The 22,121-nt window shown below is 59.4% G+C and carries 21 protein-coding genes and 2 pseudogenes; 14 read left to right on the top strand and 9 right to left on the bottom strand.

Annotation, left to right across the window (positions count from 1 at the left end; translation table 11 throughout):
• Positions 1-431: pseudogene (gene virG, locus NKJ76_RS30365) on the bottom strand (two-component system response regulator VirG); the annotation flags it as partial.
• Between the two features lie 1,291 nt (positions 432-1,722).
• Here virG and NKJ76_RS30360 point away from each other — a divergent pair.
• From NKJ76_RS30360 to NKJ76_RS30295, 14 genes and pseudogenes are all read left to right on the top strand, one after another.
• Complete coding sequence (locus NKJ76_RS30360; RefSeq protein ID WP_023685157.1) at positions 1,723-2,508, top strand: type IV secretion system lytic transglycosylase VirB1; 786 nt, start codon at positions 1,723-1,725, stop codon at positions 2,506-2,508.
• Between the two features lie 74 nt (positions 2,509-2,582).
• Positions 2,583-2,888, top strand: coding sequence for a pilin major subunit VirB2 (gene virB2, locus NKJ76_RS30355; RefSeq protein ID WP_023673707.1), 306 nt, complete (start codon positions 2,583-2,585; stop codon positions 2,886-2,888).
• Positions 2,888-3,214, top strand: a complete 327-nt coding sequence (locus tag NKJ76_RS30350) for a type IV secretion system protein VirB3 (RefSeq protein WP_023673706.1) — start codon at positions 2,888-2,890, stop codon at positions 3,212-3,214. The genes virB2 and NKJ76_RS30350 overlap by 1 nt, the downstream gene beginning before the upstream one ends.
• On the top strand, positions 3,214-5,583 hold the full coding sequence (gene virB4 / locus NKJ76_RS30345; protein WP_023685155.1) for a type IV secretion/conjugal transfer ATPase VirB4: 2,370 nt from the start codon (positions 3,214-3,216) through the stop codon (positions 5,581-5,583). The genes NKJ76_RS30350 and virB4 overlap by 1 nt, the downstream gene beginning before the upstream one ends.
• Before the next feature lie 13 nt (positions 5,584-5,596).
• Positions 5,597-6,280 carry a TrbJ/VirB5 family protein gene (locus tag NKJ76_RS30340; protein ID WP_023673704.1) on the top strand — a complete coding sequence of 228 codons (684 nt, stop codon included), beginning with the start codon at positions 5,597-5,599 and terminating at the stop codon, positions 6,278-6,280.
• A gap of 58 nt (positions 6,281-6,338) precedes the next feature.
• Entirely contained in the window at positions 6,339-7,226 is an 888-nt protein-coding gene (locus NKJ76_RS30335) for a type IV secretion system protein (protein ID WP_023673703.1), read from the top strand.
• A gap of 27 nt (positions 7,227-7,253) precedes the next feature.
• Positions 7,254-7,412, top strand: coding sequence for a type IV secretion system lipoprotein VirB7 (locus NKJ76_RS30330; protein WP_081731114.1), 159 nt, complete (start codon positions 7,254-7,256; stop codon positions 7,410-7,412).
• The gene (locus NKJ76_RS30325) at positions 7,409-8,122 is read left to right on the top strand and encodes a type IV secretion system protein VirB8 (RefSeq protein ID WP_023685154.1); all 714 of its coding nucleotides are present in this window, start codon (positions 7,409-7,411) and stop codon (positions 8,120-8,122) included. Before NKJ76_RS30330 ends, NKJ76_RS30325 begins: the two co-directional genes overlap by 4 nt.
• Positions 8,119-9,003 carry a TrbG/VirB9 family P-type conjugative transfer protein gene (locus NKJ76_RS30320; protein WP_352539074.1) on the top strand — a complete coding sequence of 295 codons (885 nt, stop codon included), beginning with the start codon at positions 8,119-8,121 and terminating at the stop codon, positions 9,001-9,003. The genes NKJ76_RS30325 and NKJ76_RS30320 overlap by 4 nt, the downstream gene beginning before the upstream one ends.
• A complete protein-coding gene (gene virB10, locus NKJ76_RS30315) occupies positions 8,996-10,135 on the top strand; it encodes a type IV secretion system protein VirB10 (RefSeq protein WP_023685153.1) in 1,140 nt (379 codons plus the stop codon). Before NKJ76_RS30320 ends, virB10 begins: the two co-directional genes overlap by 8 nt.
• Positions 10,119-11,159 carry a P-type DNA transfer ATPase VirB11 gene (gene virB11 / locus NKJ76_RS30310; protein WP_023673699.1) on the top strand — a complete coding sequence of 347 codons (1,041 nt, stop codon included), beginning with the start codon at positions 10,119-10,121 and terminating at the stop codon, positions 11,157-11,159. Before virB10 ends, virB11 begins: the two co-directional genes overlap by 17 nt.
• A gap of 725 nt (positions 11,160-11,884) precedes the next feature.
• Positions 11,885-12,571, top strand: a complete 687-nt coding sequence (locus tag NKJ76_RS30305) for a response regulator (RefSeq protein ID WP_023745445.1) — start codon at positions 11,885-11,887, stop codon at positions 12,569-12,571.
• A 286-nt stretch (positions 12,572-12,857) separates the two neighbouring features.
• Entirely contained in the window at positions 12,858-13,427 is a 570-nt protein-coding gene (locus NKJ76_RS30300) for a DDE-type integrase/transposase/recombinase (protein ID WP_156936400.1), read from the top strand.
• A 172-nt stretch (positions 13,428-13,599) separates the two neighbouring features.
• Positions 13,600-13,758, top strand: a pseudogene (locus NKJ76_RS30295) (ATP-binding protein); the annotation flags it as partial.
• A gap of 201 nt (positions 13,759-13,959) precedes the next feature.
• Here the strand turns inward: NKJ76_RS30295 and NKJ76_RS30290 are convergent.
• From NKJ76_RS30290 to bioB, 8 genes are all read right to left on the bottom strand, one after another.
• The gene (locus NKJ76_RS30290) at positions 13,960-14,160 is read right to left on the bottom strand and encodes an F-box protein (RefSeq protein WP_352539076.1); all 201 of its coding nucleotides are present in this window, start codon (positions 14,158-14,160) and stop codon (positions 13,960-13,962) included.
• Positions 14,161-14,616: 456 nt separating this feature from the next.
• Positions 14,617-16,272: a chaperonin GroEL gene (groL, locus tag NKJ76_RS30285; protein WP_352539073.1), complete on the bottom strand. Its 1,656-nt coding sequence runs from the start codon at positions 16,270-16,272 to the stop codon at positions 14,617-14,619.
• 63 nt (positions 16,273-16,335) lie between these two features.
• Positions 16,336-16,632: a co-chaperone GroES gene (groES, locus tag NKJ76_RS30280; RefSeq protein WP_019863563.1), complete on the bottom strand. Its 297-nt coding sequence runs from the start codon at positions 16,630-16,632 to the stop codon at positions 16,336-16,338.
• Positions 16,633-17,060: 428 nt separating this feature from the next.
• Positions 17,061-18,044 carry a 3-oxopimeloyl-[acyl-carrier-protein] synthase BioZ gene (gene bioZ / locus NKJ76_RS30275; protein ID WP_352539072.1) on the bottom strand — a complete coding sequence of 328 codons (984 nt, stop codon included), beginning with the start codon at positions 18,042-18,044 and terminating at the stop codon, positions 17,061-17,063.
• Positions 18,041-19,306, bottom strand: coding sequence for an adenosylmethionine--8-amino-7-oxononanoate transaminase (locus tag NKJ76_RS30270; protein WP_023673641.1), 1,266 nt, complete (start codon positions 19,304-19,306; stop codon positions 18,041-18,043). Before NKJ76_RS30270 ends, bioZ begins: the two co-directional genes overlap by 4 nt.
• Positions 19,306-19,941, bottom strand: a complete 636-nt coding sequence (gene bioD, locus NKJ76_RS30265; protein ID WP_023673640.1) for a dethiobiotin synthase — start codon at positions 19,939-19,941, stop codon at positions 19,306-19,308. The genes NKJ76_RS30270 and bioD overlap by 1 nt, the downstream gene beginning before the upstream one ends.
• Positions 19,938-21,089, bottom strand: a complete 1,152-nt coding sequence (locus tag NKJ76_RS30260; protein WP_023685573.1) for an 8-amino-7-oxononanoate synthase — start codon at positions 21,087-21,089, stop codon at positions 19,938-19,940. Before NKJ76_RS30260 ends, bioD begins: the two co-directional genes overlap by 4 nt.
• A complete protein-coding gene (bioB, locus tag NKJ76_RS30255; protein ID WP_031196184.1) occupies positions 21,086-22,099 on the bottom strand; it encodes a biotin synthase BioB in 1,014 nt (337 codons plus the stop codon). The genes NKJ76_RS30260 and bioB overlap by 4 nt, the downstream gene beginning before the upstream one ends.
• Between the last annotated feature and the right edge of the window lie 22 nt (positions 22,100-22,121).

Here is a 22,121-nt window from a genome sequence, read left to right as displayed (position 1 = left end):
CGCTGCTTCACGCTGAGCTTCCAGGCCCCAAAGCGAAATGAGCGCTGCTCTCTGGTTCGCGGACTAGAAATGCGCTGGCGTAGCGCTACTCGAATGCGGGCCAGGAATTCGCGCATCCCGAAAGGCTTGGGAATGAAATCGGTTGCGCCGAGCTCCAGTGCAACCACTTTTTCCGCCTCATCAAGCCGGTCGCCGCTGATCACTATGATAGGAACATCCGATTTTGTCGCCAGATTGCGGACGATCGCAAGTCCATCCTCCCGGCCTAGGTTAAGGTCAACAACCACGAGATCGACTGGCTCACGTGAAAGAACATAGTCAAACTGCTTGCTATCGTGGACTGCGGTTACCTTCAGGGCATGCATCGTGAGATACTCGGCGATGAGGCGCCGCATTGCGGCATCATCGTCAATGACAAGAACATGTTTCAACAGCACACCTTCAATCTTGAATCCCCTTGTCTAAACCTGTTGCCGAGCAACCCTGGGGCACCGACCCAGAACAGCTGCTCCTTGATACCACTCGCCGTTGCGTGCGGCCAATGTGAGGCCGTGCTCGTCCTGTTCTTTTCATCCCCAGCGAATTGACCGCACCAAGGCAGCCCGTGGCCACCAGACAGGTCCAAGCGCCGACATGACCCTGCCGTGTGGTCCTTCGCTTTTTCGCTTCGAGCTCCCCCGTTGGTGCAGGCCTGCCAATATCACTCAAGTTCGACCTCATGGATGCCAAGTTTCCTGCTATGCCCTTGCATCCTGGTCATCCTGGAGTTTGCGGACCTGGATCATCTCGATATCCTCCGGCTCGTGGATCCAGCTCGGACATGGTTGAGCAGCGCGGCGTTTGGCTTGATCGGAGAGGCGGTCGGCGGAAGAAGACCGTGATTCGCTGCAGCGGTCTTGTGCAAAATAGTGCGTCTCCTGCCAAGCCGGCTTCGTCCAAGGTGGCCGGCGGCCTCAAATGCTGTTCGGCGACCGGCAGGTAGCCGGTTGCGGTGAACGTCCGGGCTAACATTTCAGTTACTGCAACTCCTCCATCTTGAGCGTGTCACTATGCTTGTCCATTGCGCCGTCGGACTCCGTCAATGACGTGCGGTTATCTGCCGATTGAACTGTGCATGATCCACCCTTTGGCGGCGGCGGCCGAACAGCTGAACGAGGCTCGCACCAGGATGGGCTGCGCCGCCACGTCTTCCCAGTTGACCCTCGCCGCCGCGGATTTGCGCCTTCGAGCCAGCTTCGCGGACGAGCTCGCGTCTCAAGCAATGATCTGAGTGTGCAGGGCCGCGCATGGCTGCTCTTTAAGGACCGGCAGCATACCGGCAAAGTTGGGCCGCTTTATCGCCTTAGTCGATTCCCCACGGTGATCCCGAGCCTGAACAAGCCCGCCAAGCTCCCCATTTTGTCCTTGGCTTGGCGCTGACAGAAGTACCATCCATGACGCCAAAGTCGTGGCCCACACTCCAGGAGCAACGGACGGCCGGGACGAGCAAAATCCTGTACAGGAGTCATTGTACCAAGACGCTCCGGATGTCGCTGGCTGATCGGGCCCGCGCCACCCACGCATGCGCAAGATGCTTACCCACGCTGATACGAACACGGTCTTTGCTTCAATTGAAACCGAAAAGCTGAACTTGAACATCACACAGTAACAAACCTCCCCGATAAGCGCGTGCCGGACAGGGCCAGAACCCGTCCGGCGGCTTGGAAAGGTAGGTGATAGGGAATGTTTATTGCAGCTTGGCCGCTGGCCGTCGTCCTGTTGACATCCATGTCACTCCCAGCCGAGCCCGCGCCACTTTCCCCGCGTGAGTTCCGCAGCCTGTCGCGCAAATGCGCTCCCTGGGTTGCGCCGTCCACCCTCGCCGCGATTGCCAAGATTGAAAGTGGCTTTGACACGCTGGTGGCTCATGACAACACCACAGGTGAGCAGCTTCGCTGGATAGACCAGCTAGAAGCCACGCGGGGCATCAAGGAACGCCTCGAAGCACAACATTCTGTCGATGTTGGATTGATGCAGATAAACAGCAAGAACTTTGCCATGCTCAATCTTACGCCGGAAAGGGCTTTCGAGCCCTGCGCCTCGCTTTCGGCTGCCGCCCACTTGCTTGAAAGCCGGTATGCCGGCGGCACCACTGCTGTGGCACAGCAACTGGCGCTTCGCCGTGCCATCTCGGCCTATAACACGGGCGACGTCACGCGTGGCTTCGCCAACGGTTATGTACGCAAGGTCGAGTCGGCCGCAAAGGACATCTCAAGTCTCCTTGAGCGAACGCTGGAGCCGACTGCTCGAGATGTGCCGCACCTTGAGGCACCCGGTCGGAAAGCCGTGCCGCCTCTGCTCCAGCAGAGCCAACAGGCCAATAGAAAGAAGCAGCCCAACCAAGATTCTTGGGACATTTGGGGCTCGTATCAGCCAGACCGCTCCGGGGCCGATCCCTCCGGTCCGACAGGCAGCCAGGCTGCGAAAGCACGGGAACCCGCGAACCCGAACAAACTCGTATTCGATTGAAACATGGAGATGCAATGATGACGCCACTCAAGATACTTCGTGCGCTTAAAACGCGTGTTCCTTCGCCTTTTTCCATGCTGCGCATGGCGGCTGAATATGTACCGGCCGCTGCTGCAGGCGCGGCGTGGACGGTCTTCTACAGCGGGCCAGCCGCGGCTCAGGTGACCGGAGGGACGGATCCTGCCAAGATGGTCCAGAATATCTGCACGTTCATACTTGGCCCCTTTGGACAATCACTGGCCGTGCTCGGGCTCGTAGCCATCGGTATCTCTTGGATGTTCGGTCGTGCTTCACTTGGCCTGGTTGCGGGTGTCGTTGGAGGGATCGTCATCATGTTCGGGGCCAGCTTCCTGGGCAAGGCGCTCATAGGCGGCGGCTGATGAGCGACCGGTTGGAAGTGAGCACCCTCTATGTGGCGGCGACGCGCCCCGCACTGTTTCTGGGGGTGCCGCTGACGCTGGCCGGATTGCTCATGATGTTGGCTGGGCTTGTTATCATTATCCTTCAGAACCCGCTCTACGAAATCGTTCTCGTGCCACTCTGGTTCGGAGCACGGCTGGTTGTTGAGCGTGACTATAACGCGGCAAGCGTCGTGCTGCTCTATTTGCAGACGGCCGGCAGAAGCGTGGACGGGCCGGTCTGGGGAGGCGCAAGCGTCAGCGCCAATCCGATCAGAGTGCCGAAACGCGGAAGAGGAATGGTGTAATGTTCGGCGCCAGCGGCCGGACCGAGAGGTCTGGCGAGATCTACCTTCCGTATGTTGGTCACGTAAGCGATCAGGTTGTCCTTCTGGAAGACGGATCGATCATGGCCATGGCACATGTGAACGGTGTGCCCTTTGATTTGGAAGACGCTGAGATGCGCAACTCGCGCTGCCGCGCGTTCAACACTCTCTTGCGCAACATCGCCGATGACAATGTCTCGATATACGCTCATCTTGTGAGACACAACGATGTGCCGGCGCCGGCGCCGCGCCAGTTTCAAAGTGCATTCGCTGGCAGTCTGAGCGAGGCCTACGAGCGTCGTGTGCTGTCGGGAAAGCTCTTTCGCAACGATCACTTCCTCACTTTGATCGTGTCCCCCCGCACCGCAATCGGCAAGATCGGCTTGCGGATTGCCAAGTCCCGCAGACGGAATGAGCACGATCTAGCCACCCAAATGCGGAGCCTGGAAGACCTCTGGCACATCACTGCTGGCGCACTCGGCGGTTACGGTCTGCGCCGGTTGGGCATTCGTGAGAAAGGCAACGTGCTCTTCACAGAAATCGGCGAGGCGCTTCGGCTCATGATGACTTGCCGGTTTCTTCCGGTTCCGATGGTTACCGGCTCACTTGGCGCCTCCATCTACACTGACCAGGTCATCTGCGGGAAGCGGGCGCTTGAGATTCGAAGGCCCGGGGATAGCTCCGTCGGATCATTGTTTTCGTTCCGTGAATATCCGGCGACGACGCGGCCGGGCATGCTAAATTCCTTGCTGTCCGCCAACTTCCCGCTTGTCCTGAGCCAGAGCTTTTCCTTCCTCACTCGCCCACAAGCTCATGCCAAACTAAGCCTTAAGTCCAGCCAGATGACGAGTGCCGGCGACAAGGCTCTCACCCAGATCAATGAACTTGCCGAGGCAGAGGACGCACTGGCAAGCAACGAATTCGTGATGGGTTCGCATCATCTGAGCCTGTGCGTCTATGCCGACAGCCTCAATAGCCTTGCAGATCGCGCAGCAAGTGCCCGCGCACGGCTGGCCGACGCGGGCGCCGTTATCGTCCAAGAGGGCATCGGCATGGAGGCCGCATATTGGTCCCAACTTCCGGGGAACAACAGGTGGCGCACGCGCCCGGGGGCGATCACCTCACACAATTTTGCCGGGCTCGTCTCATTTGAGAACTTCCCAAGCGGTTCCAGTTCCGGCCACTGGGGCAATGCTGTTGCGCGCTTTCGCACAAACGGTGGAACTTCTTTCGACTACATCCCCCATGAGAATGACGTCGGCATGACGGCAATATTCGGGCCCGTTGGCAAAGGCAAGACGACGCTGATGACCTTTGTCCTCGCGATGCTTGAGCAAAGCTTGGTCGATCGCAATGGTGCGATCGTCTTCTTCGACAAGGATCGGGGTGGTGAACTGCTGGTGCGAGCCACGGGAGGGACATATCTTGCGTTGCGCAGAGGCGCTCCGAGCGGCTTGGCCCCTCTGCGTGGACTGGACAACACCTCCGCCTCCCGGGACTTTCTGCGCGAGTGGTTGATGGCCCTGATCGAGAGTGACGGCCGTGGTCCGATCTCGCCGGAGGAAAGCCGTCGGCTGGAACGCGGCATTGTTCGTCAGCTTTCGTTCGAACCCCCTATGCGCTCACTTGCGGGCCTGCGCGAGTTCCTATTGCACAGCCCCTCCGAGGGCGCAGGAGCACGGCTGCAGCGGTGGTGTAGAGGGGGGGCGCTTGGATGGGCCTTTGACGGCGACGTGGACGAAGTAAGGCTGGATGCCTCCATTACGGGCTTCGACATGACGCAGCTCCTGGAATATGAGGAGGTCTGTGCACCGGCCGCCGCATACCTTCTGCATCGAGTGGGCGCTATCGTCGATGGTCGTCGGTTCGTCATGAGCTGCGACGAATTTCGATTCTATCTACTCAACCCCCAATTCTCGGCCGTTATCGACAAGTTCTTGCTCACGGTCCGCAAAAACAACGGCATGTTGATACTCGCAACGCAGCAGCCTGAACACGTTCTGGAATCGCCTCTCGGAGCTAGTCTCGTTGCGCAATGTATGACGAAAATTTTCTACCCATCACCGACGGCGGACCGCTCTGCGTATGTCGATGGCTTGAAGTGCACTGCGCAGGAGTTCGAGGCAATCCGCCAGGGAATGGCAATCGGCAGCCGCAAGTTTTTGCTCAAGCGCGATAGCGGGAGTATTGTTTGCGAATTCGATCTTGGGCAGATGCGCGAGTACGTAGCCGTACTCTCGGGGCGGGCCAACACAGTGCGCTTTGCCGACCAGCTTCGTAACCAGCACGGAGACGCCCCAAGTGGGTGGCTCGACAAGTTCATGGCCCGGTACCACGAAGTTCAAGACTGACGGAGGAATATTCATGAAATTTGCCAAACTTGCAGTAACGACCCTTGCTGCTTCCCTTCTGCTTCACGGACAGGCCCGTTCGCAATTTATCGTCAGCGACCCTGTAACAGAAACACAAGCGACCTTAACAGCGCTTTCCAATGCGGCGATCCTTGAGAGGTCAATCGAGACGCTCGCTACCACGATTGAAATGGTGACAATTCTAACGTCGTCATTCGCTGTCACGGGACTGCTAAGCTCACTTAACCAAGGAAATCACTACCCGTCGAGCAATAAGCTGGAGGAGCAGATGTTTGATGCTCGGGCGCCAGCTTCGATTATGGCCCGTAACATTGCGAAGGACCCAAATCGGATAGTCAACGGCACCGATTCAGAAGCGAAACTGTTACAGGGACAAATCGCCGGGGCCGCCAATGCCGCAGCTATTGCAGCCGACACTTTGGGCATGATGGACAAGCGCCTTAAGGATAACGCCGGCACGCTTGGTCAGCTTTCCCGCTCGGGAAATATTATGCAGGCCACCGTGACCAACGGTCTGGTCCTCAAGCAGATTCACGATGCGATGATCCAAAATGTCCAGGCCACGAGTCTGCTGACAATGGCCACCGCACAAGGGAGCCTTCACGCCGTGGAGGAGGCCGCCACGCAGCGTCGCGAACATCAGGACACCGCTAATATGTTTAGCATCCTCCCGTAAACCACACAGAGTTCATCAGGCTCAGCTGCGCTGATCAGGGACACATCAGGCTCACGCCATGAATTTTAAAATTCCCGCGCCATTCACGACTATACACACGATCTTTCATGGGGCCTTCACGTCCGGGCTGCACAAAGTGCTTGAAAACGTCCAAGCGGCGGTCAGTGCGCCTCTGGTTGCGTGTGTCACGCTCTGGATAATAATCCAAGGCTGTCTGGTCATGCGTGGTCAAGTCGATGCGCGCGGGGGTATCTCGCGCGTAATCATGGTGTCGATTGTCGTCGCCCTTATCTTAGGGCAGGCCAACTATCAGCAGTACATTGAAGCGCTCTTCGACGACACGATTCCGAGGTTGGCTCACGACATCAGTGGCAGCGACTTGCCCTTCATCGGAATCCCCCAGAAGCTCGATCTTATGTTTGCTTCAAGCCAGTATGTCTTTCAGCTGATTGCTTCCGAAATTGGGCCTATGAACGGCCAGGACATACTTGCTTTCGAGGGAGCGCAATGGATTTTCTACGGCGCGCTGTGGACAGCGTTCGAGATCTACGATGCCGTTGGAATTCTGACGAAGGTGCTCTTGACGATCGGCCCCCTGGTCCTTGTAGGCTACCTTTTTGATCACACTCGAGACATAGCCACCAGATGGATCGGCCAACTGCTCTCGTACGGGCTGCTGCTTCTCCTCCTCAACATCGTTGCAACGATAGTAATCGCTGCCGAAGCAGTCTCGCTGGCAGCCATGCTTTTGATGATCAAATTCTCGGGCACGACAGCAGCCAAGATCATCGGGCTTTACGAGCTCGACATGCTTTTCCTAGCTGGTGACGCTCTGATCGTCGCGCTTCCGACGATCGCCAGCAGCATCGCCGGCGGCTCTTGGGGAGGTGCGAACCGACCTCTTAACAGCCTCAATCGCCACTTTGCCAAAACGGCGGGTGCTTAATCAATCGACAAGCTCGGTGCCAAAAACATGAAATATTGCCTACTTCTGTCAATCCTCGCTTTGGCCGCCTGCAAGACGAGCCATGGGCTTGCGACATGCGCGGGTGCCCCATTCCAACTGAACGTGGGACAATGGGAAACCACCCCTGAGGATCTTCAGGTCGAATGCGCGGAAGAGCCAAAGTGAAAGTTCCTGAACATGCCCTTCTGGTGGAGAGAGAAACGCTAGCCGCCCACTATAAGAAGGTGGAAGCGTTTCAAACTTCACGAGCGAAGTCTGCGCGGCGCCTGTCAAAGGCCCTGATAGCCTTTGCCGCAGCGGCGGTCCTAGGAAATGTTGCCCAGGCATTTACCATTGCTGCCATGGTCCCGTTGGCCAAGCTCGTACCTGTGTTCCTCTGGGTCCGGCCGGATGGGACCGTCGACAGCGAAGTGTCAGTCTCTCGACTGCCGGCAACCCAAGACCGAGCCGTCATAAATGCTTCGCTGTGGGAATATGTACGCCTGCGCGAGGGGTACACAGCAGATACAGCCCAATACGCCTATGACCTCGTATCCAGTTTCAGCGCGCCGGCTGTGCGACAGCAATATCAAGATTTCTTCAACTATCCCAATCCCACCTCGCCGCAAGTCACGGTCGGCAAACGCGGCAAGCTCGAGGTCGGGCATATTTCTTCAAACGACATCAGTCCGGACGTTCAACAGATCCGTTACAAACGTTCGCTTGTTGTCGATGGGCAGATGCCGATAGTGACCACCTGGACAGCTACCATCCGCTACGAGCGCTTGACGGGTCTGCCTGGGCAATCGAGGCTCACCAATCCGGGAGGTCTACTCGTCACTTCCTATCAAAGCTCGGAAGATAGCGTATCGAACCTGGGCTATGTGCAGCCATGACAAAAAGAGCGTTTCTCGCGCTGGTCTGTTCACTCTTCTTAACGATGGAAGCGTCCGCGGAAGACACACCACTTGCCGGCAAGCACGATGCGCGCATGCGCTACCTGGCTTACCGTCCTGACGAAGTGGTGCGCCTGTCTACCGCAGTGGGGGCAACGCTGGTTGTCACATTCGCGGCCAACGAGACAGTCGCAGCCGTGGCCGTTTCCAATAGCAAAGACCTGGCTGCCCTCCCGCGCGCCAACTATCTCTTTTTTAAGGCTAGCCGGATGCTCCCGCCGCAGCCGGTCGTCGTGCTGGCCGAGAGTGAGTCCGGTACACGGAGATACGTCTTCAGTATTTCAACGAGAGCGATGCCAAAACTCGATGAGCAGCAACCTGACCTATACTACAGCGTGCAGTTCACCTATCCTGCTGATGAGGCTGCTGCTCAGAGAAAGGACGCAGAAAGGCGCTCGAGTCTTGGTCAGGCCCGGGCGAAAGTGCTGCGCGACGAGAGAGTTCAGGATTTGTTGAATCGGCCCGCCGCAACTACCAGTCCGGACGAAAGCAATTTTCACTACGTCGCAAAGGGCGATCGATCGCTGGCGCCGCTGGAAGTTTTCGATAATGGCTTTACCACCGTATTTGGCTTCGCAAGCAATTCCCGCATACCCTCCCTCTACATTATCAATCCCGACGGCAAGGAAGCCGCTGCCAATTACACGGTCAAAGGAGACTATGTTGAAGTATCCGCAGTCGCCCGGGAATGGCGTCTGAGAGATGGCAATACGGTCTTGTCCATTTTCAACAGGGCTTATGACCCTGTGGGACGAGCGCCAGGGACCGGTACAGTGACACCCGACGTGTGGCGCGTTTTGAAAGGCCCGGCCGATGAATGAAACCGGCCCACAGTCGGGACAAGATGTCCATGCCTCAGGATCGATGGTCTCGGAGCCGGCCCGCCGGCATGTTTCGGGATTGCAGAAGTTGGCCGTCGCTGCTCTCGTTCTCATCTCATCTCTATCGCTCATCTGGCTCGGCGGTCGTCCCAGCACACAAGACGAGCCAACTCAGCCAAAACCTCCAATTGTCGCCGACGCCGAGCCATTCCGCCCCGTGCCGATTGAGATTGCTCCCGAAGCTCCAGCACCCGTACAGGCGGCGCAGGCAGGAGATCCTGCGCCATCCACGCCGCCTCCGGCGCCAGCTGATCCGCCGCCGGAGGAAACACCAATTTTCGCCTACAGTGGCAGCGGTCAAATGCCCAACGACGGTCAGCGGAGCGAAGACAACCATAGGGATGCTCCCGCGACCTCGCATGAGATTTCAGACGCTGGCGATCTGACGGGCCGATTGAAGCCAGATATACAGGAGCCAAGCCGGGCCACACTTTTGCCGCACCCTGATCTCGTGATTACCCAAGGAACGATAATTCCCTGCATTTTGCAAACGGCAGTCGACACAAATTTACCGGGTTATGTGAAGTGCGTCTTACCTAAAGACGTCCGCGGCGCCACCAACAACGTGGTGCTTTTGGATCGCGGGACGACCGTGATTGGCGAGATCCAGCGTGGTCTCCAACAGGGGGATGCGCGTGTCTTCGTGCTGTGGACGCGCATCGAAACGCCTGACCATGCCCTCGTTTCGCTAGCGTCGCCGGGCGCTGACGAGCTCGGCCGCTCCGGAATGCCTGGCACGGTGGATAATCACTTCTGGCAGCGCTTTGGCGGAGCAATGCTCATGAGCGTCATTCAAGGCGCGTTTCAGGCCGCCGGTCAATACGCTGGCAGCTCAGGTGGAGGAAGCGGCATCAACAGCTTCCAGAGCAACGCCGGACAAGCCGTTGACACGACCCTTAGAGCAACGATCAACGTTCCGCCAACTCTGAAGAAAAACCAGGGAGATGCTGTATCCATCTTTGTGGCTCGGGACCTCGATTTCTCAGATGTATACGATCTTAGACCGATCGCCGTGGCGCCAGCCCCCCAACATCGCCAACGCCGGAGAGACAACAATGCGACCGGAGGCTGACCCTCAATTGCGTTTGCTTCTCAACCCTGTTTTGAAATGGCTTGAGGAGCCAAGGACCGAAGAGGTCGCTATCAACCGGCCTGGGGAAGCCTTTGTCCGACAGGCCGGCGTTTTCACGAAACATCCGCTACCGCTATCTTATGACGATCTGGAGGACATCGCGATCCTCGCTGGAGCGCTGCGCAAGCAAGATGTCGGACCGCAAAGCCCCCTCTGTGCGACTGAGCTGCCGAACGGAGAGCGGCTGCAGATCTGTTTGCCGCCCGCTGTTCCCTCAGGAACAATAAGCCTGACGATACGGCGTCCCTCAAGTCGTGTGACCGAACTCAAGGAAGTTTCTTCTCGCTACGAATACTCGCGTTGGAATCAATGGCGGTCACGAAAGGAGCGCCAAGAGCGGCAGGACGAAACGATTCTTCAGCACTACGACCATGGTGACTTGGAGCAATTTTTGCGAGCATGCGTTTGCGGGCGGCTCACGATGCTGCTTTGCGGACCTACTGGAAGCGGCAAAACGACAATGAGCAAGACTTTGATCAACGCTATACCCCCGCAAGAGAGGCTGATAAGTATCGAGGACACGCTCGAACTTGCAATCCCGCACGAGAACCATGTCCGATTACTCTATCCGAAGGACCGAGCAAGCGTAGGTGCGGTGACAGCCGAGCAACTGTTGCAAGCCAGCTTGCGCATGCGCCCTGATCGAATATTGCTTGGCGAGATGCGCGATGATGCTGCTTGGGCCTACCTTAGCGAAGTCGTCTCCGGCCATGCGGGATCAATATCAACGATTCATGGGGCGGATCCGGTCCAAGGCTTTAAAAAGCTCTTTTCACTCGTCAAGAGCAGCCCGCAAGGAGCTGCTGTGGAAGACCACACGCTTCTTGACCTGCTGTCGGCTGCCATTGACGTCATTGTGCCGTTCAGTACCCACGGCGACGTGTATGAGGTGGGGGAGGTGTGGCTCGCCGCCGATGCCCGGCGACGCGGAGAGACAGTAGCCGACCTTCTTAACAAGCACTAAGGCTAGAGCTAGAGCACGTCGGGGATCGGTAAGTCGTTTGTGATACGATGGCGTAATTTGTTCAGATTGAACGTCCACTTTGATTTGAAGGAGGTGGATAATGGGAGGAGGACTGGGCGTAGACCTTCGGTCACAAGTCTGAAGTCTTCGGGCGCCCTGTCGGCGCGGCAAGTCGCGGCACGATTCGACTGGGTGTATCGAGCGCGTCCGCTGAATTGCGCGGGCGACGCTCACCGATCTGGTGCCGATGCCTGCTTCAAAAGCGGCATCGACACCCGGCAGGTCGTACCCTTGATTTAGCTAGCCGCGCGCTCAATGAATGTCTTCAAAGCCGCCGAACGTGGTTCGGAATGACCGGTGGTAAATCGGGAAGTGCCATATAGGGAATCTCCTGGTATTGCCTCCAGGGGGTCCTCTCAATGAACAAAGCCGCAACCTGCCCTTGCGACCTCAGCTGGAGTTTGCGACGCAACCCATAGGAGGATCGATGCGCAGAGAAATCGCAGGCAGAGTCGGTGGCATTGTGGGCTGGCCGACCGACGGTTTCAGCCCGTCAACAGGTCTTCACGTGTTCCATCCCCGACTATTGCAGGCGTGCGGCTTGCATGCTCCCGCGATCACCCATCGGAAAGAGCGTTACGAACACTACGAAGAGTTGCGCGACTTCCGCTGTCGCCCCGGTCTTACAGCGGACGGTGACCTGTCCGACCTTGATAGGACGTGAAATGCGAACGCTGCTCATTGATCATCATGTGGATCTTACGCGCGCTGTGCGAGTTGCGCTCGGGGATAGCGGTTTTGCCGTTGATGTAGTTGGCAACCTGGAACAGGCGTCGAGGGCATTTTGTTGCGCAACCTATGAAATTCTCCTGCTGGAGTTGGCTCTGCCAGATGGCGATGGCTTGGGCTGGCTGAGACAGCTAAGGAGCAACGGGCATTCAGTTCCAACCCTCATTATGAGTAGCATCAACGATCTCGAGAAGCGGATTGCAATTTTCAACGGTGGCGCGGACGACTTTCTGCTCAAGCCCGTCTCTTTCGATGAGCTCATCGCCAGAATGAGAGCCATTCTGCGCCGGTCGACACAGGTGACCGACCCCATCGTTGTATTGGGCAATCTCAATTTCGATCCGATCGGCCGACAGGTCTCGGTCTCGGGTCATCCTCTGAAGATCGCACGCCGCGAACTATGTATTTTAGAGCATCTGCTTATCCGTGCAGGCCGCATCGTGCCTCGTGCGCAGTTGGAAGATCACCTCTATTCGTTCAACGACGAGGTATCTGCCAACGCGCTTGAAGTCGGAATCTATCGCTTACGTGGACACCTGAGTAGGTCAGGTGCAACGCCACGTATCACGACCATGCGCGGCATTGGTTACATTCTTGAGTTGACTGAGGCGGCATCCGCATAGTTGGTCTAAATTGAAAGAACAGACTGCCTGCCCGTCGTCAGGTTGAGCTTGTGGCCATAATGGACATCGCGGCCGCCCTTGACGATGGTGTCGGCATGCGGTTCGAACGGCTCTGTCGCAAACCTTTTTGTAAGCGAGCATGGCAAGAAAAACGCCTCAGCTGTGGAGGAGCACGTGATGTTCAAGGGCCGCCATTTCGACCAGTCGGTGATCCTGCTGTGCGTGCGCTGGTACCTGGCCTACACTCTGAGCCTGCGCGATCTGGAAGAGATGATGGCCGAACGCGTTGAAGGTCGACCACTCCACTGTGCATCGCTGGGTCGCCCACTTCTCGCCGCAGCTGCTGGAGCGCTTCAACCGGCGCAAGCGTGTGGTCGGCAGCAAGTGGCATTGGACGAGACGTACATCAAGGTCCGCGGCCATGTATCTCTACCGCGCTATCGACATCCTCGGCGATACGGTCGAGTTCTTCTTTAGCGAAAACCGTAACCTGGTGGCGGCCCAACGCTTCCTCCGCAAGGTGCTGACGCGCCATGGCCGGCCGGAGCGCATCGTCATCGACGGCAGCCAGACCAATTACGAAGCAATCCTTTCCTGCGACGCTGAAAGCCGGCTGCGGCAGCGATCGCGGCGACCGCTGAAGCCGATCCGCTCCGCAATCGCCGGCATCTCAACAATCGGATCGAACAGGATCACCGGCGTATCAAGCCGCATTCGATCCATGCTCGGCTTCAAGTCGCATGCGAACGACGTGGTCATCCTCTCCGGCATCGAGATGATCCACATGATGGGCCAGCGACAGGCGAGGTATGCCTACAAGTCTGTCGATCGCTGTTTCGATCTCCTCGCTGCCTGACGGACAGGCCGAAATGGCCGTTCACAACCCCATTTCCAGGTTTGCGACAGAGCCTTTTGTCGGCGTTGCCGGCTTCGAAGGGCCGGTGCGCGCCCAGCGGATCAAGATCACCCACGGCCACCTTGCTGCGGCCACTCGCCGAGTACGAAGCGGTGGCCGGAGGAAGCTGGTGATGACGACCCTAGATCATGACCTGCTGATCGCAATCCTGGATCGGCTGAAGTTGACGGCGATCCGCGACCAGCTCGACACGCTCATGTCGAGCAAGATCGCGCAGTTCCCGTTTGTCCGCGAACTCGACGGCTTCGGCTTCGACGCGCAGCCATCGGTCTGCTTCAGCCAAACGTATTCATAGTATGGGACAGGCTGCTATGTCCGCCACCCACGCCTGCTCCGAGGCCCTCCAGGGCAATGGTCTGAGACCTGGGCTCAAGCCCTTCGGCGAGGAGGATGAGACGCCGCTGGAGCTCGGGTGCAAGCGCTGCCACGCCTCGCTCCGAGGCCCCACAAGGCCGAAGCGCAGTCGCCGGGGTCACGAGGTCTCACGACGACGAGACGCTGCTGGAGCCCGGTTGCAAGGGCTGCCACAGTTGGCGTGAACCTGAATCCGCCTTTCTTGAGGCGTTGCGACTATCATCGCGGCGACACGCAGCTCTTGATTTGTGTGCGAAATCCTCAGCAGATCTATCGGGCTGAGCCGCTCAGCAATATCAACGAGAATGTCCAGCGGCAGATCAAGGATACTCAGAGGAGGAAACGCTCTTGAGGCTCAGAGCGCGTCTGCTCCACTATAGATCAGGATGATTCACCGGGTCCTTCAACGCCAGCCGCCGGTTCCGATGAGAGAATTGTCCCTGATATCACGCTCAATGGAGTTAAATGGCGAGATGGGCGCCTTCCCACGCTCCTCAATGCCCCTCATGATTCACCGCCTATAGCTACCAACTGAATGAATCATCGTGATTGTCGCGCAGCGGAATCCTCAAGGATCGGGCAGTTCGTAGGGGGCGCCGGTTTGACCAGGTTGAGCCCGCGAATTGCTCGATCGGACAAGATCCTAATTCTCGACCATGCGGTGAGGCTCGAACGAGATCCTCGGGACGCACTCCAAGGTTTCGATCATGTTCGGCACACAAGGAAAGGGCGGCATTGCTGCCGCCCTGTCCGCTGTAAGTTGATAGGGGCTGGATTAAAAATCCATACCGCCCATGCCGCCCATGCCGCCGCCGCCCATGCCGCCAGGCATGCCGCCGCCAGCAGACTCCTTCTTGGGAGCCTCCGCGATCATGGCTTCGGTGGTGACGAGCAGGCCGGCGACCGAGGCCGCGTCCTGGAGAGCGGTACGAACGACCTTGACCGGGTCGACGATGCCCATGGCGATCATGTCGCCATATTCGCCGGTCTGGGCGTTGTAGCCGTAGGTCGCGCCCTTGTTGTCGAGGATCTTGCCGGCAACGATCGAAGCTTCAGCACCTGCGTTCGAAGCGATCTGACGGGCCGGAGCCTGCAGTGCACGACGAACGATGTTGATGCCGGCAGCCTGGTCGGCATTGACGCCGGTGACCTTGATGTTGGCCGAAGCGCGCAGCAGTGCGACGCCGCCGCCTGCAACGATGCCTTCTTCCACGGCCGCGCGGGTCGCGTTGAGGGCGTCGTCGACGCGGTCCTTCTTTTCCTTGACTTCGACTTCCGTCGCGCCGCCGACGCGGATCACCGCGACGCCGCCCGCGAGCTTCGCCAGACGTTCCTGCAGCTTCTCCTTGTCGTAGTCCGACGTGGTCTCTTCGATCTGCTGCTTGATCTGGGCAACGCGGCCCTGGATCTCGTCCTTCTTGCCGGCGCCGTCGACAATGGTGGTGTTCTCCTTGGAGATCGACACCTTCTTGGCGCGGCCGAGCATGTTGAGGCCGACATTCTCGAGCTTGATGCCGAGGTCTTCCGAAATGACCTGGCCACCGGTGAGGATGGCGATGTCTTCCAGCATGGCCTTGCGGCGATCACCGAAGCCCGGCGCCTTGACGGCGGCGATCTTCAGGCCACCGCGCAGCTTGTTGACGACCAGCGTGGCCAGAGCCTCGCCTTCGACGTCTTCCGAGATGATGAGCAGCGGCTTGGAGGTCTGCACGACGGCTTCGAGAACCGGCAGCATGGCCTGGAGGTTGGACAGCTTCTTCTCGTGCAGGAGGATGTAGACGTCCTCGAGCTCGGCAACCATCTTGTCGGCGTTGGTGACGAAGTAGGGCGAGAGATAGCCGCGGTCGAACTGCATGCCTTCGACGACTTCCAGCTCGGTCTCGGCGGTCTTGGCTTCTTCAACCGTGATGACGCCTTCATTGCCGACCTTCTGCATCGCTTCGGCGATCATCTTGCCGACCGACTCGTCGCCATTGCCGGCGATCGTGCCGACCTGGGCAACTTCCTCGGAGGTCTTGATCTTCTTGGCAGCGTTGCCGAGAGCCGCGACCACTTCGGTCACGGCCAGGTCGATGCCGCGCTTCAGGTCCATCGGGTTCATGCCGGCGGCAACGGCCTTGTTACCTTCCTGGACGATCGACTGCGCCAGGACGGTCGCGGTCGTGGTGCCATCACCGGCGATGTCGTTGGTCTTCGAAGCAACTTCGCGGATCATCTGCGCGCCCATGTTTTCGAACTTGTCGGAAAGTTCGATTTCCTTGGCGACGGTGACGCCGTCCTTGGTGATGCGCGGTGCGCCGAACGACTTGTCGATGACGACGTTGCGGCCCTTGGGACCGAGGGTCACCTTCACCGCGTCGGCGAGGATGTTGATGCCGTGAAGCATGCGTTCGCGGGCGTCGCGGGAGAATTTTACGTCTTTGGCAGCCATTTTTTAGCTCCTGGCAGGGGCTTGCGATCAAGCCCGAAATTCAGTTGACGGTGAGGCCGATAATCAGCCGATGATGCCCATAATGTCGGATTCCTTCATGATCAGAAGGTCTTCGCCATTGAGCTTGACTTCGGTGCCCGACCACTTGCCGAACAGGATGCGGTCGCCGGCCTTGACGTCCAGCGGGACCAGCTTGCCGGCTTCGTCGCGAGCGCCGGAGCCGACGGCGATGATCTCGCCTTCCTGCGGCTTTTCCTTCGCCGTATCCGGGATGATGATCCCGCCGGCGGTCTTGGATTCGGATTCGACCCGGCGTACGACCACGCGGTCATGCAGCGGCCGGAAATTCGACTTTGCCATTTTTGGATTTCCTTGGTGCGGATGTTGAACGGTGCTCCGTTGCCGGAGCATGCCTAGCACTCAGCCGAAGCGAGTGCTAACGCGGCAATGAGATAAGCCGCAGGCTCCTGCTAGTCAAGACGGAAGAGCAAAGAGCAAAGAGAAAAGAGAAGACAACAAAGAGCAGGCAGCAAAGAGCGTGTAAGCATCGAGCATTTTATGTGAACAATGTCGGGTATCCGACATATATGGGGCGGCTCACCCTTTGTAATTGAGCTTTATTCAGATGGTACGATTGGTGCAACGGGTGTTGCATTTGAATCCAGAGGCTCGCACGGGTCGTGCTGCGTCAGCTTGGTTATGTCGAGCTTCAGAAGGCCATTTTTTGGCATTGGTTCTGTTGCTCCTATTGCCGTTCATGACCAATCCTGCGCGCGTGAGCCGGCCGGCTAGATTCCAACCACGAGAGCGCCGCCGCTGAGACCCGCACCCGCCGCCGCCAGAAGGATTTTCTCTCCTGGCTGGAATGGCTTCATCTGGTTGGCGAGCGAGAGCGACAGCGGGACCGTCGCGGCCGAAGAGTTGCCGTATTCGGCAATCGTCTTGACAATTGCTTGGTCCGCAATGCCGAGGTTTCTTCCGACCGCGCCGAAAATCCGAGTATTGGCCTGATGCGGCACAAACCGGCCGACATTGTGTGGCCGCACTCCCGCAGTGGCTAGCGCGGCTGTCGAGCAATCGGTCATCATCTCGACGGCTTTTGCGAACACTTCGGGCCCGTCGGTCATCGTCATCCGGGTCTGCCCGAGGTCGAGGTCGCCATGGAACGGCGTGTTGCTTCCTCCTGCGGGAATCTGGATCAGCCCGTAGCGCGAGCCGTCCGAAGCCACCGAGGCACCGAGAATGCCCCGATCAGCATCATCGCACTGACCGATCACCAGGGCGCCGGCGGCATCGGCGAACAAGACTGAGCTCGCGCGCTCGGCTGGATTGATGCGGCGGCTGAGGATGTTGGCGGCGATGACCAGCGCTGGTTTGCCATGCAGGCGGGTGAACCCGTCCGCAAACATGAGCGCATAGATGAAGCCGGCGCCGGCGCCGGGGAGATCGACCGCGCCTGCGCGGCCAAGGCCAAGCTTGTGTGCGACCAGCGGCGCGCTTGGCGGCAGAAGATGGTCGGGCGTCGAGGTGGCAAGCAACAGCAGACCGATGTCGTGGCGCGCAATACCGGCGTTCACCAGCGCCATGTCGCCAGCCCGGGTGGCAAGACCCGACAGCGTGTCTTCGTCCGTTGCCCAGAAGCGCGAACGGATTCCGGTACGCCTTTCGATCCAGCCCGGCTCGAGGCCGAGATTGCTCTCGATCTCGGCATTGGCCACCTTGCGCCCAGGCACGTGATGGCCAAGTCCGAGAATGCGCGACGACTTGCTCATGGCCTTGACCCGAAGCGTTCCCCGGCCTCCTCGATGGCGTCATAGAGTCGTTCGAGCTCGTCGCCTGCGATGCAATAGGGTGGCAGAAGGTAGAGGACATTGCCGAGCGGGCGCACAAGTAGGCCGCGCTCGAGGAAGAAAGCGCGCAGCTTCGGACCAATCTCGGCGAGATAACCTGCTGAACCGGTTCGCAGGTCGAGCGCCGCGATCGTTCCCGTGGCTCGACAGTCGGCAAAATATGGATTGTCCCGAAAGCGTTGCAGCCCGACGGCCTGCATCACGCTCAAGGCCGTGATCCGCCCGGCCACCGGCTCGTCGCGCCAGATCTCGACATTGGCGAGTGCTGCCGCACAGGCAATCGGATTGGCGGTGTAGGAGCTCGAATGGAAAAACGTCTTCTTCCGGTCCTCGGAATAGTGCGCCCGGAAGATGGCATCGGTGACAAGCGTTACGGCCAGCGGGATGGTGCCGCCGGTCAAGCCTTTGGAGGTGCACAGGATATCTGGAGAAATCGATGCCTGCTCGCAGGCGAACATGGTTCCGGTGCGTCCCCAGCCGGTCATCACCTCGTCGGCGATCAGCAGCGAGCCGGAGGCCTCAGTGATCTTCTTCAATTCGGCCAGAACCGATGCTGGATACATCAGCATGCCGCCGGCGCCCAGCACCAGCGGCTCGACGATCAAGGCTGCGGCTCGTCGATCGCGGGTCACAGCCTCGAAACGATCCAGCGTCTCCTGCTCGTGCCCCGCGGCCGGAAAGGGGATGATGTCGACCTCGAACAGCAAGGGTTCATAGGCGGCGTTGAACACGCCACGCGCACCGACGCTCATCGTTCCAATCGTGTCACCATGATAGCTGTGCTCCATGACGACGATGCGCGAGCGCGGCGCGCCGATGTTGCGGAAATAACCGAGCGCCATCTTCAGCGCGACTTCGACTGAGGTCGAGCCACTGTCGGAATAGAACACCCAGTCGAGTCCAGCGGGAGCTAGGCCGACAAGCGCCTTGGCCAAGCGCTCTGCCGGCTCGTGCGTGAAGCCCGCAAAGATAATCTGGTCGAGGCTCGACGCGGTTGTCTCGATTGCCTTCATGATGCGGGGATGGCGGTGGCCATGTGTGACGACCCACCAGGAGGAGATGGCGTCCAGGATGCGGGCGCCGTCGGCCCTGTGGAGATAGGCGCCCTCAGTCAGGACGATTTCTGGGATCGCAGGCTCGAGTGCGTGCTGGGTGAAGGGATGCCACACATGAGACTGCGACATCAGTCACCTCCAGTAATCGAGGCGAAGGCGAAGCCGGCAACCATTGCGTCCCTCAGTGTTTTGCCCGTCAGCACATCGAGGTGCGGCAGCCTGCCGAGCTGCGGGGCACCGCTGAATTCCACGATGGTCCGTTGCGTATCGGCCATCTCATCGCCGATGAAAGCGATGCCCGCCAACGGGATGGAGCGGGCGCGGAGCGCCTCGACCGATAGCAAGGTGTGGTTGATGGTGCCGAGTGTGGTGCGGGCGCACAGAATAACGGGCAGCCGCCATTCAGCGAAGATGTCGATTAACCTTGTGCGCCGGTTGAGCGGCACCATTAGGCCGCCGGAGCCTTCGATGACGAGCGGCGTCGGTAGGACGGGAAAAGCAAGATCGGCAGCCTTGATCGCCACGCCGTCGATCTCGGCCGAACGATGCGGCGACAGCGGGCTCCGCAAGCGGTAGGCTTCCGGCAGCACGCGCTCTGAGGGCAAGCCGGCAAGCCGCGCGACAACCTCGCTGTCGGTCTCGCCGTCGAGGCCCGATTGCACCGGTTTCCAGTAAAAGCCGTCCAGCAAACCGGCGAGCCCAGCCGCAAACACGGTCTTGCCAACTCCGGTATCCGTTCCGGTGATGACGATGCGTTGGGTCATATCGCCTCCGGTGATGTTTCGGCGAACACCTCGACCAGCGCCTCGACCATGGCGGAAATGTCGGCTTCGCCAATATTGAGCGTCAGTGAGATGCGCAGCCGCGACGTGCCCTCGGGCACGGTCGGAGGACGAACGCCGCGTATGTCGAAGCCGCGGGCCTGCAGGCGCGCCGCCACTGCCATGGTGCGCCTTACATCGCCGATTACTAAGGGCTGGATCTGAGAGCCACTTGGTGTCACACCCCAGCGATTGACCAACCGGCCGGCGCTGGCGACGCGTTCATGCAGCTGAACACGCCGCATAGGCTCGTCGGCGAGCATTGCGAGTGCCTCGCGCGCCACGACCGCCATCAGTGGCGATGGCGCGGTTGCGTAGATGAATGGACGGCAACGGTTGATCAGATATTCGCACAGTGCCCTCGGCCCGGTGACGAGCCCACCAGATGCGCCGAGCGCCTTGCCGCAGGTGTGGAGCGCTATGATGTTGTCGCGGCCCTCGAAAGCGGCGGCAAGCCCCCGGCCATCCGGTCCCCAGACGCCGGTGGCATGCGCCTCATCAATGACGATGAATGCGCCGTGCCGATCGGCAAGTGCGACCAGGCTCTCCAAAGGCGCGCAGTCGCCATCCATGCTGTAAAGGCTTTCCACCGCGATCCAGACGCATCCCATGCCGCCTGCGACGCGCCAACGTGTAATCGCATCCTCGACAGCGGTGGCGTCGTTGTGCGCGGCCAGCACGAACTGTGCGCGCCCGGCCTGCGCACCCTCATGCATGCTGGCATGGGCGAGCTCATCGACAACCAAAAGATCGCCCTTCTGCGGCAGGGCGCTCAGCAGAGCGAAGTTGGCGATGTAGCCGCTGCCGAAGAACAGCGCGCGGTCGGCTCCAAAGAATGCCGCCGCGTCTGCCTCGAGCTGCTCGTGTTCCGGTGCATTGCCGCGCAACAGCCGCGACCCGGTGGCGCCAACCGGCGTGCCCCGCGCAATCGCCGCCACAACCGCATCGCCAAGTCTTCTGGACGCGGCCAGCCCGAGATAGTCGTTCGACGAGAAGTCCAGCCCGGCGCGGGGCGAAAGCGTCCGCAGCCGGTCCTTGCGCGCTAGCCCCTGCAAGGTCGCATCATAACGGGCAAGCGGCGCCCCGTTCATTGCGCCTCGAGTTCCATCGGATCGATGCCAAGGCGCCGGAACAGCAGGGTATCCTTGTCCTCACCGGGATTGTCCGCCGTCAGCAGCGTGTCGCCGAAGAAGATCGAGTTGGCGCCGGCAAAAAAGCACAGCGCCTGCATCTCGTCAGTCATCGCGGTGCGGCCGGCGGACAGACGGACATGCGATTTCGGCATCATGATGCGCGCCAGCGCGATCACGCGCACGAATTCGATCGGCTCAATGGGCTTGGCGTCTGCAAGCGGCGTACCGGCGATCGGGATCAGCATGTTGATCGGAACGCTTTGCGGATGTTCCGGCAGATTGGCCAGCGTCACCAGCATGTCGATCCGGTCCACCGGCTCCTCGCCCATGCCGACAATGCCTCCACAGCAGACCTTGATGCCGGATTTGCGAACGTGGTCAAGCGTCTCGAGCCGCTCGGCAAAGCTCCGCGTACCGATGATCTCGCTATAGTAGCGTTCTGACGTATCGATGTTGTGGTTGTAGTAGTCGAGGCCCGCCTGCTTCAGTCGAGCGGCTTGCTCAAGATCGAGCATGCCGAGTGTCATGCAGGTCTCCAGGCCCAGCGCCTTGACGCCTTCGACCATCGCCACCACCGCATCCATGTCGCGCGCCTTGGGGTTTCGCCAGGCCGCGCCCATGCAATAACGGGTGGCGCCGGCATGACGCGCCTTGGTCGCTTCGGCGATGACGCGCCTGACATCCATCAGCTTGGACGCCTCCAACCCGGTTTCGTGACGCGCCGACTGGCTGCAATAGCCACAATCCTCCGGGCATCCTCCGGTCTTGATGCTGAGCAGCCGGCTGAGCTGGACCTTGTTTGGATCGAAATTCTGGCGGTGCACCGTTTGCGCCAGGAAGAGGAGATTGTTGAAGGGGGCATGGTAAAGCGCCTGAGCCTTCTCCAAGGTCCACGCCCCAAGGTCAGGGGGGTCAGGGGATTGAGCCTGTGGCGATGTCTGCGTTGAACTTGCCGTTTGCATCTCCATGCTGTTCCTCCGGTATGACTTG

It is taken from the genome of Mesorhizobium sp. M0029, from assembly GCF_040323735.1.
Classification (GTDB): Bacteria; Pseudomonadota; Alphaproteobacteria; order Rhizobiales; family Rhizobiaceae; genus Mesorhizobium.
Note: the sequence above shows the minus strand (reverse complement) of the source record. Positions and strands in the feature narration are given on the sequence as shown.